The organism is Helicobacter labetoulli, from assembly GCF_003670275.1.
GTDB lineage: Bacteria > Campylobacterota > Campylobacteria > Campylobacterales > Helicobacteraceae > Helicobacter_C > Helicobacter_C labetoulli.
Genome location: NZ_QXJF01000003.1, coordinates 93,217 through 108,203, shown reverse-complemented (window position 1 = coordinate 108,203; position 14,987 = coordinate 93,217). Strand labels below are relative to the sequence as shown.

The window sequence follows — 14,987 nt, the reverse complement described above, 5'->3', positions numbered from 1 at the left end:
TTGTGATTTTACACAATATGTGTAATAAAAGTCATTTTGGCTATTTGTTATCAGATTTTATTTTGTTTTCCTTGACAAGCATTTTTTTTTTTTTTTGTAGAATGCAGGTCTTTGCATATAAAATAGAAACAAGGAGAAACAATGGCAAAATGCGTTCAATGTGGATTTGACAATCCAAAAAAGGCTATATTTTGTGTGGGTTGTGGGAGTGTGGTAGATAGCTCTCAATTTAGCGATAAGGAGTTGGTACAAGAGAGTGAGACAAAAATTAAAGGTTTTTTAGAATCTATACAAGATAAAGCCAAAAAAGGTGCTGTGGAAACCAAGATACCACAGCTTCAACATCTATTTGATAATATCGCTCAAACAAAAGCATTTTTACAAATCTTTGCTGAGTATGACAAGCAAACAAATAAGCAAGAAAATGTGCGTATAGATGAGTTTATCTCGCAATGCGATAGTTTTTTATCGCGTGATGATAGCTTTCAAATTGCATTTTCTGGCACAATCAACGCAGGAAAAAGCACACTTATTAACGCTATGCTAAAAGATGAGTATGCTTCCACTTCTGTTACACCTGAAACAGCGGTTTTGACAAAATTTCGCTATGGACAAAAAGATGAGGTTACCATCTCTTTTTATAATCAAAATGAATGGAATGAATTTTGGAGCAGTGCAAGTAAGGTCGGGGTATTTCAAGAAGAATATGATAGAAGCAGCGCAGAATCTCATAAATCAAAATGGATAGGACATAGCCCCATTACAGAGGAGCTAAGCCCTGATACATTACGGCGATATACAAGTGCAAAGAGTGAAAGCCACTATTTTGCTAAGGAAGTTTGCATTACGCTTAAAGATTTTCCTTTTAAGAAAAATATCGTGTTTGTAGATACGCCCGGGCTTGATGATCCGGTAGATTATCGCTCAAAGGTTACACGAGATTATATCAATAGGGCAAATGCTGTGATTTTATGCGTAGAGGCTAGTGCGCTTACAGGCAATGAAATGCAGACGATTCAAAGGATTTTTGATAATACACGAGGCAGACCAGAAAAAGTTTATATCCTTGGCACAAAGTATGAGAATCTCAATAGTCCAGTAGAAGATTGGAAAAAACAAAAGGAAGAATGGGCTAAATACCTTACTTCTAGCAGGGGGACAGACATTACACGATTTACTCAAGCTCAAGCAAAGAGCAATATTATAGAAACATCAGGCTATATAAGCTTTTTGCTTGACTTGTATGAAAAAGATAAGATTAATGATGAGAGTAAAAACCAGCTACAACAATATTCACTTAAGTTCTTTAGAGATACAGATTTTACAAAGCATATCAAAGGGCTAAGAGAAGTGAGTAATGTGGATAAGGTTTTTATGCGGATTCAAGATGATATTTTGGATAAAGCAGAGCGGGAAGTTATAGAGGACGCAAAGGCGAATTATAAATTTCTCCATAGCCAGATAGAAACTTATTTTAAAGATTCTATACAAGGACTCCAAGAGAGCTTTGATGCTTCACAAGAGGGGATAGAAACCATTAACGCCAAGATTGCTAAGGAAGAGAAAAATCTAGCAGTGATTGAAAATGAGACAGCAGAGCTAGAAGATATGATGAAAAAGTTTGAAAATCAGGCGAATGAGTTTGTGAATAATCTTAGCGAAGAGATTGATAAGATTATTAAAAAGTTGGCATAAGGAGGGGGATATGGGATTTTTGGACGATTTATGGGACGCTGTAAAATCAGGTGCAGATAAGATGTGGGAGATGCGGGATGTGATCAAGGAAGTGGTCAGTGCCATTGACAGTCTTTTTAGCTTCAGTGATAAAGTCTCTAAAGAAGTCAGTAAGCACGAGCGATATGTTAGAGAGCTTGCATCAGCAGCACAAACTGCTAAGATTAATAACGCTCTAGCAGATTTTAAAAATGAATCTAGAGACCAAGCAAATAATTTAGAGATACAACTCAGTAAAGTGGCAGAAAAGATGTTTGAATCACTGCTAGATTCTGTGGAAAAAATCAATAATAAAAAGTTTGGTGGTATGCCATTGCATTTGCCTGTGCGTGAGATTAAAAGCACAAATAGAAAAAGTATGCGAAGCATAAGAGGCACACTCATAAGGGAGCTTACGCCAAAAATCAGCATTGATAATAAGGAGTGTTTGGAGATTTTAGAGCAAGATTCTGGTGAGGAAAAGAAAAAGGCGATGAAGCGTTTTATTGACACAAACTTAAAGCAATCCATTGCAACTCTGCAGGATAATATAAAGGAGAATGCCAAAGACTGCGTAGAAAATATTAAAGACAAGCTAGAATCTAGGCTGCAAGATATACAAAGAATCATAGCTAGAGAATTGGAGTATTTAGCAGATTTAAAAGCCACCGAGGGTAAGGACGTCACCAAAAAAGAACAAAAACAGCTTGTTATTTTACAAGAGCTGTGGTTTATGGAATACGCCAAAGCTCAAGCCAAGCAAAATAGAATCTAAGGAGAGAATATGATAACACCCCTTATCAAAATGGAACGGGTATTGAAAAAAATCAAAGAGTATGCACCCGTGGTTATAACTTTGATCAAGGACTTAAAATCACTTTTTTCTAGCGATAAAAAAATCTAGAATCTGCTACGCAAGAAGCCTACAACGAAGATGCACAGAATCCTAGCGAAAATGCCGAGGTACTCAATGCACTGAATGAGCTAAAAAATAACACAAAAGATAAGGCTCACTACCTAGAGGATACGCTCATTGCAATGCTAGATGAGTATGTTGATCCACTTATTGATATGCTGGAGCAAGAGCAAATCTCAACACGCAATATTGATCGTGCTATGAATGTGAGCCAAAAGGCAATAAGGCAGATTTTCACACGAAACATTACGCAAAATCTTAGTATTGACAATGCCAAATGTTTGAAGATTCTAAAACTTCCCGGGCAAGAGGCGAGAAAAGAGTCGTTAGGACACTTATGTAATGAAACGCTAAGTAAAGCCTTAAAAGAAATCACAAGTGAGCTTGAAAAGTCATTTGCTACGATGCGAGAGAACTTGAGTGAGATTTTGCAAGAGAAGATTGAGCTAAAACAAGCCTTTTTACAACGAGATATTGCTTTGCTTGAAGAGCTAAAAAATGCCACGACACAAGAGAAGCAAAAGACACAAATATTTATAGCAGAGCAGATAGCTTGTCAAAATATCTTGTCTCAAATGCTTTCAAAACTTGCTTAAAAAGGTGATATATGGGCTTTTGGAGTGAGATTATGCGACGAATAGAATCTGATCAAAATGCACCTAAATGGCTTAAGCAAATGCACTATTCCCTTAAAAACCTAGAGCAGAAAAAGCACTCAAAACGCCCGACCTATAAACTTGCTATTAAGCTTGTAGGCAAACATCAGCCTATCCCGCAAGAATATATCCACATTCATCAAGTAAGCCATATACCTTGGGAGAGATTAGATATGCTATATGCGTCGCATCTTGAGATAGGTGGGGTATTTTGCGTGAATCTAAGAGGGCTGATAAGGAGCTTTCTTATCGCCTTAGCACCACATTTGCGTGAGAATGAAAGGCTGATGGCAATCTATGATTCTTTTATGCACCTACCTGAACCTTATATTCACAAAGACAAAGATAGAGCAGAATTTATATGTAAAAAACACATAATGCTAAAATCCTATATGCTAGAGAATCTTAACGCACTCCAAAACTCACTATCCCAGATACTCTTAGAATACAAACACACATTAGAACAAGCACGGATTCAACAAGGTGTGAAAGAGTATTTTAAGCATTACTATAATGCACAATTGCAAATGTGAGCTTACAGCATAGCTAAAAGCATAAAATGAGTAAAAACGCAAAAAATAAATTATTATTTTACTTTTTGCTGTTGAAAGTGGGGGGATTTTAGGACAAAAGCGATAGCATTGCAGTTCTAGTTTGTGTTTTTAGCTTTAGATTCTAGGATTTAGCGGATTGCAGATTCTAAAACAACTTCAAGCGGAGGTGAAAAAATGGCAGAACATAAGGCTTCTGTAAAAGCTCCAAAGATTCTTATTCTTGGCGGTGGGTATGGGGGTTTGCGTGCGGCTATCACATTGCAAGAGCAACTTAAAAAAGAGGCTGATATTACACTTATTAGCAAACACGACTATCACTACCAAACTACGCTTTTGCATAAAGTCGCCATTGGCACATTAAGTGCGAGAAAAGCAAGAATCTATTTCCGCAAGATTCTAAATCTAAAAAAAGTGCATTTTGCCAAAGATAAGATTCTCTCTTTTGACCCAGAAAATCAACGCGTTTTTGGTAATGGTGGGGCGTATGAGTATGATTATTTGGTTATTGCACTTGGCTTTAAGCCTGATGATTTTGGTATTAAAGGTGTGGCGGAATACACTCACAAGCTATCATCACTCAATGCTGCTTTAAAACTTGATAAACTCATAGAATATAGATTCAAGGAATATTGCCATACGAAAAATGATGAAGATTTGAGCGTGATTGTATGTGGCACGGGCTTTACGGGCATTGAGTTTGCTGCTGAGCTTGGCTCTAGGCTTGATGAGCTGTGCTTGATTGGTGGGATTCCACGAGAAGTGCCAAAGGTTACTTGCATTGGGCGGAGTGATAGAATCCTGCCGATGTTTAGCAAAAAAGCAAGTGCGTTAGCAAAGAAAAAGCTTGAAGCTTTCGGTGTTGATGTCATTTGTAATGGTGAGGTTGTGGAATGCAGAGAAGATGGTGTTGTGATTAAGCAAAATGGGAAAGAGCAACATATAAAAGGCAATACGATTTTGTGGAGTGCAGGAGTGAAAGGCAATGATAGCCTTGAGCATTCAAGCTTTGAGACGACAAAGGGGCGGATTAGGGTTGATGAATTTTTGCGATGTCCGCAGTATAGGAATGTCTATGTGGTGGGGGATTGCGCCTTGTATGCTTTTAGAGATGCTATCCACGCACCAACCGCACAGCTTGCCGCACAAATGGGGGACTATGTGGGGAAAAGCTTAATTAAGATTCTAAATGGCACAACGCAAAAGAAGCCTTTTAAATTTAAGCATAGAGGCACGGTGTGTTCTATAGGACATACTGATGGCGTGGGGATTATTTATAAAAGGAGCATTGGCGGGGAGTTTGCGGCGTTTTTGAAAAACTTTATTGAAAATAAATGGCTTTATGGCATTGGTGGAGCAAAGCTTGTCTTTAAAAATGGGCAGTTCCGCTACCGCACGAGCAATTAGCAGAAGAGATTTTGGACTTTAAAAAAAGCAGAATCTGCTAGTTTGAAATCTAGAGATTCTAAGATTGTAAGTGAAAAATGTGGGGATTTGGAAAAATCACAAGGGGCTTAGGCTTAACGCAAATCAATGCATGGCTTAGCCCTAAGCCAAAATACTAAAAAAGACAATACCCAAAGAGCATTATCTTACCGCCGCACATTGAATGGAGGAGCCTTCTTGGGCGGTGCAGGAAAAGCTTTGCCCATTGCAAGTGGCGATATAATGTTGCCCTCCCATAAAATCAAGATTGCTATTTTTGATAGTTATATTTTGTGGTTGGCAGCCTATAACGCTTGCGGTGCGTTTTTTAAGTGTGCTGTGTGTCATACAGCCACATAAAAGCAATTGCTATTGTGATAATGGAAAGCCTCATTGTTTGCCTCCTTAAATTTATGTATAGCTCACATTGTATCAAAAAAAAAATGAAATTTTCAAGTAGCACCCAAAATGCACGAGCGGATAAAATATTATTTTGAATATGTTAGAATCCGCCACTTTACAAGCTAGGCAAAATGAATTTGGCAAAAGGAAATATAATGATAAGCTATAAAGATTCTGGCGTTGATATTGATGAGGGCAATGCACTTGTAGATGGGCTAAAGCCTTTGGTGAAATCAACCTTTGATAGCAATGTGATTGGTGGGATTGGCTCATTTGCTGGGGCTTATGCCCTGCCGAGTGGCTATAAGAATCCTGTGATTTTAGGCGCAACTGATGGGGTTGGCACAAAGCTTCGTCTTGCTATTGATGCCAAAAGGCTGCAAGGTGTGGGGATTGACCTTGTGGCGATGTGTGTGAATGATTTGATTTGCAACTTTGCTACGCCTATGTTTTTTTTGGACTACTACGCCACAGGCAAACTTAATAAGACAAATGCCCTAGAAGTGATTGGTGGTATTGCTAAGGGCTGCAAAATCGCACAATGTGCTTTAATCGGTGGGGAGAGTGCGGAAATGCCCGGAATGTATAGCAAAGATGACTTTGATTTAGCTGGATTTGCTGTGGGGATAGCCGAGCGTGAAGAAGTGGAATCTCAAAAGGTGCAAAAGGGCGATGTGCTGATTGCTTTGCCAAGTAGCGGGATTCATAGTAATGGCTATTCTCTAGTAAGGAAAGTGTTGTTTGATAAATTAGGTATGTCTTTTGATGAAGAGTTTGAAGGTAGAGCGTTAATTGACACACTTTTAGAGCCTACAAGGATTTATGTTCCGCTTTTTAAAGAGATATATGCTTCCTCTCTGCGTCCTTCTTTGCACGGCTTGGCTCATATTACAGGAGGTGGGATTGTGGAAAATCTCCCTAGAATCTTCCCGCAGAATCTAGGAGCAAAAATCTCTCTCAATGCCATTAAGAGCCATCCCGTGTTTGATTTGCTTAGTCGGTATGTGGAGAAAGAAGAGATGTATCGCACTTTCAATATGGGAGTTGGAATGATTCTTGCTGTAGAGCAAAGCAAAGCAGATGAAATCCTGCGTTTCGCTCAAGCTTTTGAGGCTTACATCATTGGTGAAGTTTGCGAGGGTAGCGGGGTTAAGCTTATTTAAAAATATACATTAAAGGTTTATATTGAATACACGGACTTTTTTTAAACTTTACTCACTTCCTTTTTTGATTATTGTGCTTGGTGTGGGTCTATATGTGGCTGTGGTTATGCTTATGGATAAGAAGAATTTGATTATCAGCAAACGCCCCCAAACTCATACTTCCCACATTGCTGGAGCAGATTCTCAACTCACATCACAAGGTGTAATACAAGTAGCCCAAAGCACTGAATCTGGCAAAGAAAATAGCAATGAGGGCAAAAGCGATGAAGGCAAACAAGTAGAGGCAGATTCTCTACTGCATAAGACTTCACCACAAGAGACGCAGGACATAGCTGCAACAACTCCTTTAGGTGTAGAATCTCTTTCACAAGCCACAAGCCCAAACTCCGCAGCTAACCAGGATTCTAACAATACCCAAGATTCAAGCACTCAAGATTCAGGCAATGGCATAGATATTGCCCAAAATGCAACTATTCCATCTACGCCATCAAACTTAGTAGATACAAAGCCTAGCACAGCTCCTGCAGTGTCAATTCAAGATTCAAAACAAAAATATGGCTATGCAAAATATCGCATTAATATCCGTCAAGCCCCAAATTCTGAATCTACCATCATCTCTCGTGTAGCGGTGGGTGAGGCGTTGGAGATTCTAAGTGATGAGCAAGATGGTTGGAGCAAGGTAAAAAGTCGCTTTGGTGTTGAGGGCTATGTCGCCTCTAGGCTTTTAACTCAGAATCTAGATTCGCAAAATGGTGAGCCTTATGTTGTTGTGGCTAATGCTCTTAATGTGCGTTCAAAAGCAGATTCTCAAGGGGCGGTTATAGGCAGACTAAGCCATAATATGCGAATTTATGTGCTTGAGACACAAGGGGAGTGGGCAAAGATTCAGCTCCCAAATAAGCAGTATGGCTACATCTCGCTTAATCACATCAGCAAAAGTGTGCGGTAATGTTGCGTTTTTTTGCTGTTTATGGCAATCCTATCGCACATTCTAAATCCCCACTTTTGCATAATCACACTTTTTCACGCTGTGCTATAAATGCTTTTTATGGGCGTTTGCTTTTAGAAAATGGCAAAGATTTGCGTGAAAGTTTTAGGGCATATAATTTAAGTGGAGCAAATATCACGATTCCTTTCAAAGAAGAGGCGTATAGGCAATGTGATGAGGTATGTGGTATAGCTAAAGAGATTGGGGCGTGTAATACTTGGGTGCGTGAAAATGGAAAAATCATTGGCTACAATACAGATGCACAGGGTTTTTATGAATCTGTGAAAGATTTTAAGATGTCAAATGCGTTAATTTTAGGTGCTGGTGGCTCAGCTAAGGCAGTAGCGATGATTCTAAAAACGCATAATATTCCTACGACAATCATCAATCGCTCACAAGAAAAGCTAGAATTTTTTGCTAACAAGGGCTTTGAATGCTTTGTGAGTGATGAATTTAGGGCGGATGGGGCATATGATATTGTGATTAACACCACAAGTGCTGGGCTAAATGATGAATCTTTGCCCCTTGTAAAGCAGAAGCTACAAGAGATTTTTACACACTCTTGTTATGCCTTTGATTTGATTTATGGGAAGCAAACGCCATTTTTGGCTCTAGCCTCTCAATGTGGCTTAGAGTGCAAAGATGGCAGGGAAATGCTTATTTATCAAGCGGCACTGGCATTTGCCCTTTTTGTTAAGGAATACTCTCTTGTTCCAAGTGAGATTGCAAAGATAATGAGCGAGGTTTTATAACGACTATATTTATGCTATAATCGCCGAATTTTTTGATAAAGGATTGAAAATGACTATTGATGATACACTTCTAAATAAATTAGAGCGATTGAGTATGCTAAAGCTAGATGAGAATAAGCGTGAATCTACCAAGGAGCAGTTGAGTGAGATTCTAGGATTTGTTGAAAATATTGCTTCTGTTGAAGTGGCAGATGACTGCTTTGTAGAAGAGCTTAAAACTCCACTAAGAGCTGATGAAGTGCGTGATAGTGGCATTGCCAAAGATGTGCTAAATCACGCACCAAAAACACAAGATAACTTTTTTATCGTCCCAAAAATTATTGAATGAGTATAGAGCTGGATAAAGTAAAGATTCCACAGGATTGGAAAAATCTCCTTAAAGATGAGCTTTTAAGCCCATATTTTGCCGAGATTAAAAGGCAATATATGGAGGCTTTGGGACATAATGAGCTTATCTATCCCTTGCCAAAAGATATTTTTGCCGCCTTTTGTCTCACACCCCTTGATAGCCTAAAGGTTATTATACTTGGGCAAGACCCCTATCACGGCTATGCTATGGTGAATGGAGCGTGTATTCCACAAGCTATGGGCTTAAGCTTTAGTGTGCCCCATGGAGTGCCTATCCCACCTTCGCTTAAAAATATTTATAAAGAACTCGCACAGACTTTGCATATCACGCCACCCTTGCACGGGGATTTAAGTGCTTGGGCAAAGCAAGGTGTTTTATTGCTTAATAGCATTTTGAGTGTCAAGGCACATTCTCCGGCTTCACATAAGCATTTTGGTTGGGAAGATTTTACCGATGGTGTGATTAGGGTATTATCGCAAAACAAACAAAATCTCGTTTTTATGCTGTGGGGGAATTATGCTAGGAAAAAAGCAGCATTGATTGATAGCATAAAGCATAAGATTATTACCGCTCCGCATCCAAGCCCACTAGCACGAGGCTTTGTAGGGAGCAATGTATTTGTAAATGCTAATGCGTATTTGCAAGAGGTTGGCAAAAGCCCCATTGATTGGGGCAAGTTTGATTAGATATGTTTGATAAGCTTGATTAAAGAGCTAGGCTTGTGCCATAACACTACACAAGTAGATGAGTTTTACTCTGGCTTGTATTGCATATCTTCTTCTACTGCTTGTAGGGCTAAATCACTTAGAATCTTAGCCACTTCCCTGCGTTCCTGCACCACAGCATACGCCCCTTGCGATTGAATTTGCAGGGCAAAAGCGGAATTTTTGGTTTTAAGAATAATCTTACACAAAGGTGAGAGAGAGTGAATATCTTGGTATGCCCTCTGTGCAGTTTCAATAGAATCTATGGCAATAATCACCGCCGCACACTGGCTAATCCCAAGCTCCTCTAAAATCTTTCTATGTGTAATGTCCCCATAGATAACAGGCTCATCTTTTTTCATTCCTTCTTCTACTTTTTTGTAGTTTTTATCCACAGCGACATAACGCACATTGCAGCCCTTGAAATATTCCAAAATCGCCTTGCCAAGCTCCCCATAGCCACATACAACAATATGCCCCTCAATATCTGCTTTCCTCCCTTCCCCTTCTTCTTGTGAATCTTGCTGACTTTCTATGATTTTTTTCTGTAAAAAGCTAAAAGGTCGCATATATCGTAAGAAAAAGTCCGTAACCTTATCAAGTCTATCAAGGATAAAAGGTGTGGCAATCATTGAGAAAATCACCATAAGTGTTAGGAATTGATAAATTTCTTGTGGAGTAATACCTGCAAAAAACTCCTCGCCAAAGATAGCACCCAAGATTCCACCATTAAGCGTGAGATTGAGAATCTTGTGCTGACTTGCAAGGAGAAAAATCGCAAAGCTAAATTCCCCAATTTGTGCTAATGAAAGGGCTACACGCATACCCACACGCTCACCCCTAAAAAACCATAAAAAGAGATACATTAATAGCGTTTTTGCTCCCATCATCAGTGCGACTAAAATAATAATTACAATAAAATATTCAAACAAAAAGAATAAATCTACCTGCATTCCCACCGTGATAAAAAACACGCCCAAAAGTATATCGCGAAAATGCACCAAAACCGAAGAGACTTGATATTTATAAGGCGTATTTGAGATAATCATACCAGCTAGGAATGCTCCAAGTGTGAGCGAGAATCCAAATGCCTTGCTGATATATGCCGCTCCTAGTACGATTAAAAATACCGCTCCTACAAAGATTTCATCGGTTTTCATCGTTGCTGAAAAGCGTAAAAATACTTTAGCTAAGATTCTACCGGGCAAAACAAGCACGATAAGCACGATAATGGCTGAAAAAAGTGTCGTTAAAAGCAAGGCAACAACCTCTGAATCTTTATCGCTTAGAAGTTTAATCATTAGCAAAATAGGAATAACTGCAATATCTTGAAAGATAAGAATCCCCACAGAAGACATTCCATAAGGTGTTTTTGTTTGTGAGCTTTCATTGAGAAACTTCAGCACAATCGCCGTTGAACTCAGGCTCACCGCACTTGCTACGATAATGGAAGTGGAAAAATTAAAACTTAGAAAATAAAAGCACACGACAAAAAAGAAGGCAATGGAGATTCCAATCTGCAAACCACCAAACACAAGCACTTCTTGCTTCATTGCTGTAATGCTTTTAAAGCTAAAATCAAGCCCAATCATAAACATCAAAAAGACAATACCAAATTCAGCAATGCTATTAAGACTTTCAGAATCTTCAAGCCTAAAGCCAAAAATATATGCCGTTAGCACACCTGTAATGATATAGCCGATGATTGTTGGAATTTTGAGCCAGCTTAGCACAATGCCCGAAATAACCGCCATTGCCAAAACACAAAGTGTAACAAAATAGGGATCTATAATACACCTCACTTGATGAAAATCAAATAACTATTTTTAATTATATATAATGAAAGTAGTTTAAGTATAACATTGATGTTAATTAGTTGTAATATATAATAATTTTTTGTATTTTGCGTTGCGTATAGTGATAGATTCTATATTAGTCATAGATTGAGTGTGGGGATAGAATGATTTTAGTTTTTGTGGGTGTTGTGTTTGTTGTTCTCAATGCGATGAAAGTGTATGTGTATATGCGATTTTTTCGCCATAGTGTGCTTTTGCCAAAATGGGCGGGGATTGGGATTTTAGTGGCTTTGGCTTTGGGCGAGATAGCCTTGCTTGTGCTAAAAGATGTGCGTTTTAGCCATTGGCAATATCTTATGATTAGCTCGTGCTTGGTTTTGACACTCACACTTTTTATGGCGTGTGTGGCGGTGGATATGATAAGGCTAGGGGTGAATCTATATGGAAAGATTCAAAGTGTAGATTCTAAAAAAACTAGCCCTGTAAGCTTAGAGCAAAATGACATAAACACAAATAGACGCACATTTTTGAGTAAATGCAAAGACTATGGCGTGGCAGGATTATTTTTACTCTTTAGTTTCACAGGCTTTTATGCTGCACTTGCTTTACCACCTATTAGGGAAGTTCGCGTGAAGATTCCACATCTAAAAACTAAAAAAAGCATTGCAATGATAAGTGATGTGCATATCGGCAAGAATCTAGGCAGGGCATTTTTAGAAGGGATTGTGGAAAAGATAAATGCGTTGGAAGCGGATATTGTGGTGATTGTGGGGGATTTGGCTGATGATAAGATTGAATATATTAAAGATGATTTAGAGCCTTTGAAATGGCTAAAGAGCAAGGATGGCGTGTATTATGTCGCTGGGAATCACGAGTATTACCACGGGCTAGATTCTATTGTAGAGCATTTGCACACACTTAATCTCAACATTTTGCATAATGCCAATATTGAGCTTGAAGAGCTTAATATTGCTGGAGTGAGTGATTTGGCAGGGGTTAGATTTAAGCACTTAGAGCCAGATTTAGAATCTGCCAAAAAAGGCTTAAATCCAAATAAGCCAAGCATTTTACTCTCCCATCAGCCAAAGTTTGTATATGAAAATGATGTGAGTGATTTTGATTTGGTTTTGTGTGGGCATACACACGCTGGGCAGGTATTCCCACTCTCTTTGCTTGTGTGGCTAGATCAACATTATGTCTATGGGCTATATGATATTACACATAAAGATATAGAATCTAAGAAAGTTATTAAGGATTCTATGCGTTTCAAGCCTCGCCAAACGCAACTCTATGTCAGTAGCGGTGTGGGTTTTTGGGGACCGGCTATCCGTTTTTTAGCTCCTAGTGAAATTGTGCTATTTAGGCTGGAGTAAGGCTTTATATGCAAATTTTAAATAAGGATTCATAAATGGAAGTGGAATTAAGTGTGTGGTTTTTGGTGATTTTAGGCATTGTGAGTGGGGCGGCGGCTGGGTTTTTTGGCATAGGGGGCGGGGTGATTATCGTGCCTGTGCTTTTGCTTTGTGGTGTGGATATGGAATCTGCCATTGGCATATCCATTATGCAAATGATATTCTCTTCAAGTGTAGGTTCAATGATTAATATCTATCACAAAAAGCTAGATGTGCGAGATGGCGTATTTGTGGGCTTAGGTGGGCTTATGGGTGCGGCATTTAGCGGGATAATCGTGGCTTCCCTCTCTTCTTTTGCCTTGCTTTTGGCTTTTTTACTGCTTTCTTTAATGAGTTTTTACAAATATGTCTTTGATGTGAAAACAAATGCCAATCCCACGCCACCTATCACAGATCCTACAAAACAAAAGGCTGTGATGATTCTAGCTGGGCTTGTTACGGGGATTTTCGCGGTGAGCTTGGGCGTGGGCGGTGGGCTGATACTCGCACCGATTTTGGCATATTATTTGGGGTTTAACTCAAAAAAAGTCGTGCCTATCTCACTTTTTTTCATTATCTTTGCTTCAATTTCAGGGAGCATCTCGCTTGGCTCACCCGGGCTGATTGACTTTCACTCTGGGCTTATCGTGGGGCTAAGCTCAAGTGTTGGTGTGGGATTTGGAATCTACCTTATAAGCAAGGTTACTTTGAGTAATCATCGCTACGCACTCATTGGAATCTATGCTTTTTCTATTTTGCTGACACTATGGAAAGTTTTTGAAAATCTAGGGCTTGTGTAGGGCATTTTGGCAAATACTTTAAAAATGTTTCAATGTGTTTGTTGAGTGTGGGGCGGTAAGATTCTAGAATCTATATTGAATCTACTAAAATAATAATGGTTATTAATTTGTATTTAAGCTTTTGTATATTAAAATGAGACTTGTTTTTAAAATTGCTAACAAAATCATAGTTTGGTTTTAGAATCTTAACGATGTGTCTTAGGCATAAAGTGTTTGCAAGGGATTTAAAAAAATACCGATAAGAACACTGCGGAAGTATTTTTAGGTGATTTTAGTGGCTTTCAAGCGAAAGGCGAATGGAGTTTGCTAAACGCAAATGACCGAGTCTTGAGCGAAGATGCAGTTGCAAAGCAACAAATCCACACTTGCAAATCCGCTAAAAGCACCAAAGAGACAACGCAGATTCAGAATCTAGCGTGATTTGGTAGGGCTGGGTGGGTTAGCAAAGCATCTTTTCCTTCCTTATTTGTTGTTTGATTGCATAAATAGGCTATCTTATCTCCTTAAGGTAGCCTCTATGCAACCCTCTTTAGTTTATTATCAAAGGAGTTTTTATGAGTTTTGAAAGTATTTTAGCCCATATGAATGAGCATCATCAAAGCGAACTTATTGCGTTGTGTAAAAAATATGGCAATCCACAAGCTGAAGTGCAAAATGCCAAGCTTGTAGGCGTGGATTTTGTGGGGTTAGATATTGTGTATAACGAGAATCTGTCCTTGCGTGTGGAGTTTCCACAAAAGGCAGATGAAAAGAGCATTAAAGATTCTATTATTTCCTTGTGTCAGGCGGCTAAAGCCCCCGATGTCAGCGGTATAGCCGATGAGATAGAATCTTTTAAAAAGGAGTTTGGCTCAATCATCATCGCAAGTATTGATAAGCAGGGCAATGCCATATCTTCATATTCTCCGCTTATGCAGGTTGATGGGCAGCTTTATATTTATATTAGCGAAGTGGCAGAGCATTTTGAAAGCATATCGGCAAATCCAAGCAAGATAGAGGTAATGTTTTTAGAAGATGAGAGCAAGGCAAAGTCTGTGATTTTGCGTAAGCGGCTTAAATATCGTGTCAATGCGGTGTTTATTGAGCGAGATTCTAGCGAGTTTGAAAAGGCACTGGATAGTTTAGAATCTGCTATGGGCGGAGCTGGTGGCATAAAGACCATACGCAAAATGAGTGATTTTCATCTCATCAGGCTAGAGCTTGGGCTTGGGCGATTTGTCAAGGGCTTTGGTGCGGCGTATGATATTTTGCCAAATGGTGAGATTAAGCATATTGGCGGGTGTGGGAATCCACATCAGGTAAATCCGCATAATCCGCACGGGCAGGGCAACCCACACGCTATGAATCCCCATAGCCCACACAATCCCCACAAAGCTTAGAC

General features: G+C 39.2%; 15 protein-coding genes. 13 read left to right on the top strand and 2 right to left on the bottom strand.

What is annotated here, in order from left to right; translation table 11 throughout:
* Window positions 1-141 precede the first annotated feature (141 nt).
* The 5 genes from EBF12_RS01995 (at window position 142) to EBF12_RS01975 (ending at window position 5,243) form a co-directional block, all read left to right on the top strand.
* Entirely contained in the window at window positions 142-1,695 is a 1,554-nt protein-coding gene (locus tag EBF12_RS01995) for a dynamin family protein (protein WP_121726173.1), read from the top strand.
* Between the two features lie 10 nt (window positions 1,696-1,705).
* On the top strand, window positions 1,706-2,488 hold the full coding sequence (locus tag EBF12_RS01990) for a hypothetical protein (RefSeq protein WP_121726172.1): 783 nt from the start codon (window positions 1,706-1,708) through the stop codon (window positions 2,486-2,488).
* 263 nt (window positions 2,489-2,751) lie between these two features.
* Window positions 2,752-3,225 carry a hypothetical protein gene (locus EBF12_RS01985; RefSeq protein ID WP_121726171.1) on the top strand — a complete coding sequence of 158 codons (474 nt, stop codon included), beginning with the start codon at window positions 2,752-2,754 and terminating at the stop codon, window positions 3,223-3,225.
* 11 nt (window positions 3,226-3,236) lie between these two features.
* The gene (locus EBF12_RS01980; RefSeq protein ID WP_121726170.1) at window positions 3,237-3,818 is read left to right on the top strand and encodes a hypothetical protein; all 582 of its coding nucleotides are present in this window, start codon (window positions 3,237-3,239) and stop codon (window positions 3,816-3,818) included.
* Window positions 3,819-4,013: 195 nt separating this feature from the next.
* The gene (locus EBF12_RS01975; protein ID WP_121726169.1) at window positions 4,014-5,243 is read left to right on the top strand and encodes an NAD(P)/FAD-dependent oxidoreductase; all 1,230 of its coding nucleotides are present in this window, start codon (window positions 4,014-4,016) and stop codon (window positions 5,241-5,243) included.
* Between the two features lie 180 nt (window positions 5,244-5,423).
* On the opposite strand, the gene EBF12_RS11375 is transcribed toward EBF12_RS01975, so the two are convergent.
* Window positions 5,424-5,609: a hypothetical protein gene (locus EBF12_RS11375; RefSeq protein WP_157979031.1), complete on the bottom strand. Its 186-nt coding sequence runs from the start codon at window positions 5,607-5,609 to the stop codon at window positions 5,424-5,426.
* A 206-nt stretch (window positions 5,610-5,815) separates the two neighbouring features.
* Here EBF12_RS11375 and purM point away from each other — a divergent pair, with 206 nt between their 5' ends.
* The 5 genes from purM to ung are packed head-to-tail and all read left to right on the top strand — an operon-like array spanning window position 5,816 to window position 9,601.
* The gene (purM, locus tag EBF12_RS01965) at window positions 5,816-6,826 is read left to right on the top strand and encodes a phosphoribosylformylglycinamidine cyclo-ligase (RefSeq protein ID WP_208630935.1); all 1,011 of its coding nucleotides are present in this window, start codon (window positions 5,816-5,818) and stop codon (window positions 6,824-6,826) included.
* A gap of 22 nt (window positions 6,827-6,848) precedes the next feature.
* Window positions 6,849-7,775: an SH3 domain-containing protein gene (locus EBF12_RS01960; RefSeq protein WP_121726166.1), complete on the top strand. Its 927-nt coding sequence runs from the start codon at window positions 6,849-6,851 to the stop codon at window positions 7,773-7,775.
* Entirely contained in the window at window positions 7,775-8,566 is a 792-nt protein-coding gene (locus tag EBF12_RS01955; RefSeq protein ID WP_121726165.1) for a shikimate dehydrogenase, read from the top strand. The genes EBF12_RS01960 and EBF12_RS01955 overlap by 1 nt, the downstream gene beginning before the upstream one ends.
* 49 nt (window positions 8,567-8,615) lie before the next feature.
* Window positions 8,616-8,894: an Asp-tRNA(Asn)/Glu-tRNA(Gln) amidotransferase subunit GatC gene (gene gatC, locus EBF12_RS01950; RefSeq protein WP_121726164.1), complete on the top strand. Its 279-nt coding sequence runs from the start codon at window positions 8,616-8,618 to the stop codon at window positions 8,892-8,894.
* Window positions 8,891-9,601, top strand: a complete 711-nt coding sequence (gene ung, locus EBF12_RS01945; RefSeq protein ID WP_121726163.1) for a uracil-DNA glycosylase — start codon at window positions 8,891-8,893, stop codon at window positions 9,599-9,601. Before gatC ends, ung begins: the two co-directional genes overlap by 4 nt.
* A gap of 65 nt (window positions 9,602-9,666) precedes the next feature.
* Here the strand turns inward: ung and EBF12_RS01940 are convergent, their stop codons facing one another.
* On the bottom strand, window positions 9,667-11,373 hold the full coding sequence (locus EBF12_RS01940) for a cation:proton antiporter (protein ID WP_121726162.1): 1,707 nt from the start codon (window positions 11,371-11,373) through the stop codon (window positions 9,667-9,669).
* 206 nt (window positions 11,374-11,579) lie between these two features.
* On the opposite strand from EBF12_RS01940, the gene EBF12_RS01935 reads away from it, so the two are divergent.
* From EBF12_RS01935 to EBF12_RS01925, 3 genes are all read left to right on the top strand, one after another.
* Window positions 11,580-12,788, top strand: coding sequence for a metallophosphoesterase (locus EBF12_RS01935; RefSeq protein WP_121726161.1), 1,209 nt, complete (start codon window positions 11,580-11,582; stop codon window positions 12,786-12,788).
* A 35-nt stretch (window positions 12,789-12,823) separates the two neighbouring features.
* Window positions 12,824-13,606 carry a sulfite exporter TauE/SafE family protein gene (locus tag EBF12_RS01930; RefSeq protein WP_121726160.1) on the top strand — a complete coding sequence of 261 codons (783 nt, stop codon included), beginning with the start codon at window positions 12,824-12,826 and terminating at the stop codon, window positions 13,604-13,606.
* A 554-nt stretch (window positions 13,607-14,160) separates the two neighbouring features.
* The gene (locus EBF12_RS01925; RefSeq protein ID WP_121726159.1) at window positions 14,161-14,985 is read left to right on the top strand and encodes a HugZ family heme oxygenase; all 825 of its coding nucleotides are present in this window, start codon (window positions 14,161-14,163) and stop codon (window positions 14,983-14,985) included.
* Window positions 14,986-14,987: the final 2 nt, after the last annotated feature.

Bases quoted from the DNA above. Each gene is read 5' to 3' on its own strand.
- EBF12_RS01995 (WP_121726173.1), top strand. From the start codon at position 142: ATGGCAAAATGCGTTCAATGTGGATTTGACAATCCAAAAAAGGCTATA.
- EBF12_RS01990 (WP_121726172.1), top strand. From the start codon at position 1,706: ATGGGATTTTTGGACGATTTATGGGACGCTGTAAAATCAGGTGCAGAT.
- EBF12_RS01985 (WP_121726171.1), top strand. From the start codon at position 2,752: ATGCTAGATGAGTATGTTGATCCACTTATTGATATGCTGGAGCAAGAG.
- EBF12_RS01980 (WP_121726170.1), top strand. From the start codon at position 3,237: ATGGGCTTTTGGAGTGAGATTATGCGACGAATAGAATCTGATCAAAAT.
- EBF12_RS01975 (WP_121726169.1), top strand. From the start codon at position 4,014: ATGGCAGAACATAAGGCTTCTGTAAAAGCTCCAAAGATTCTTATTCTT.
- EBF12_RS11375 (WP_157979031.1), bottom strand. From the start codon at position 5,609: ATGACACACAGCACACTTAAAAAACGCACCGCAAGCGTTATAGGCTGC.
- EBF12_RS01955 (WP_121726165.1), top strand. From the start codon at position 7,775: ATGTTGCGTTTTTTTGCTGTTTATGGCAATCCTATCGCACATTCTAAA.
- gatC (WP_121726164.1), top strand. From the start codon at position 8,616: ATGACTATTGATGATACACTTCTAAATAAATTAGAGCGATTGAGTATG.
- ung (WP_121726163.1), top strand. From the start codon at position 8,891: ATGAGTATAGAGCTGGATAAAGTAAAGATTCCACAGGATTGGAAAAAT.
- EBF12_RS01940 (WP_121726162.1), bottom strand. From the start codon at position 11,373: ATGGCGGTTATTTCGGGCATTGTGCTAAGCTGGCTCAAAATTCCAACA.
- EBF12_RS01935 (WP_121726161.1), top strand. From the start codon at position 11,580: ATGATTTTAGTTTTTGTGGGTGTTGTGTTTGTTGTTCTCAATGCGATG.
- EBF12_RS01930 (WP_121726160.1), top strand. From the start codon at position 12,824: ATGGAAGTGGAATTAAGTGTGTGGTTTTTGGTGATTTTAGGCATTGTG.
- EBF12_RS01925 (WP_121726159.1), top strand. From the start codon at position 14,161: ATGAGTTTTGAAAGTATTTTAGCCCATATGAATGAGCATCATCAAAGC.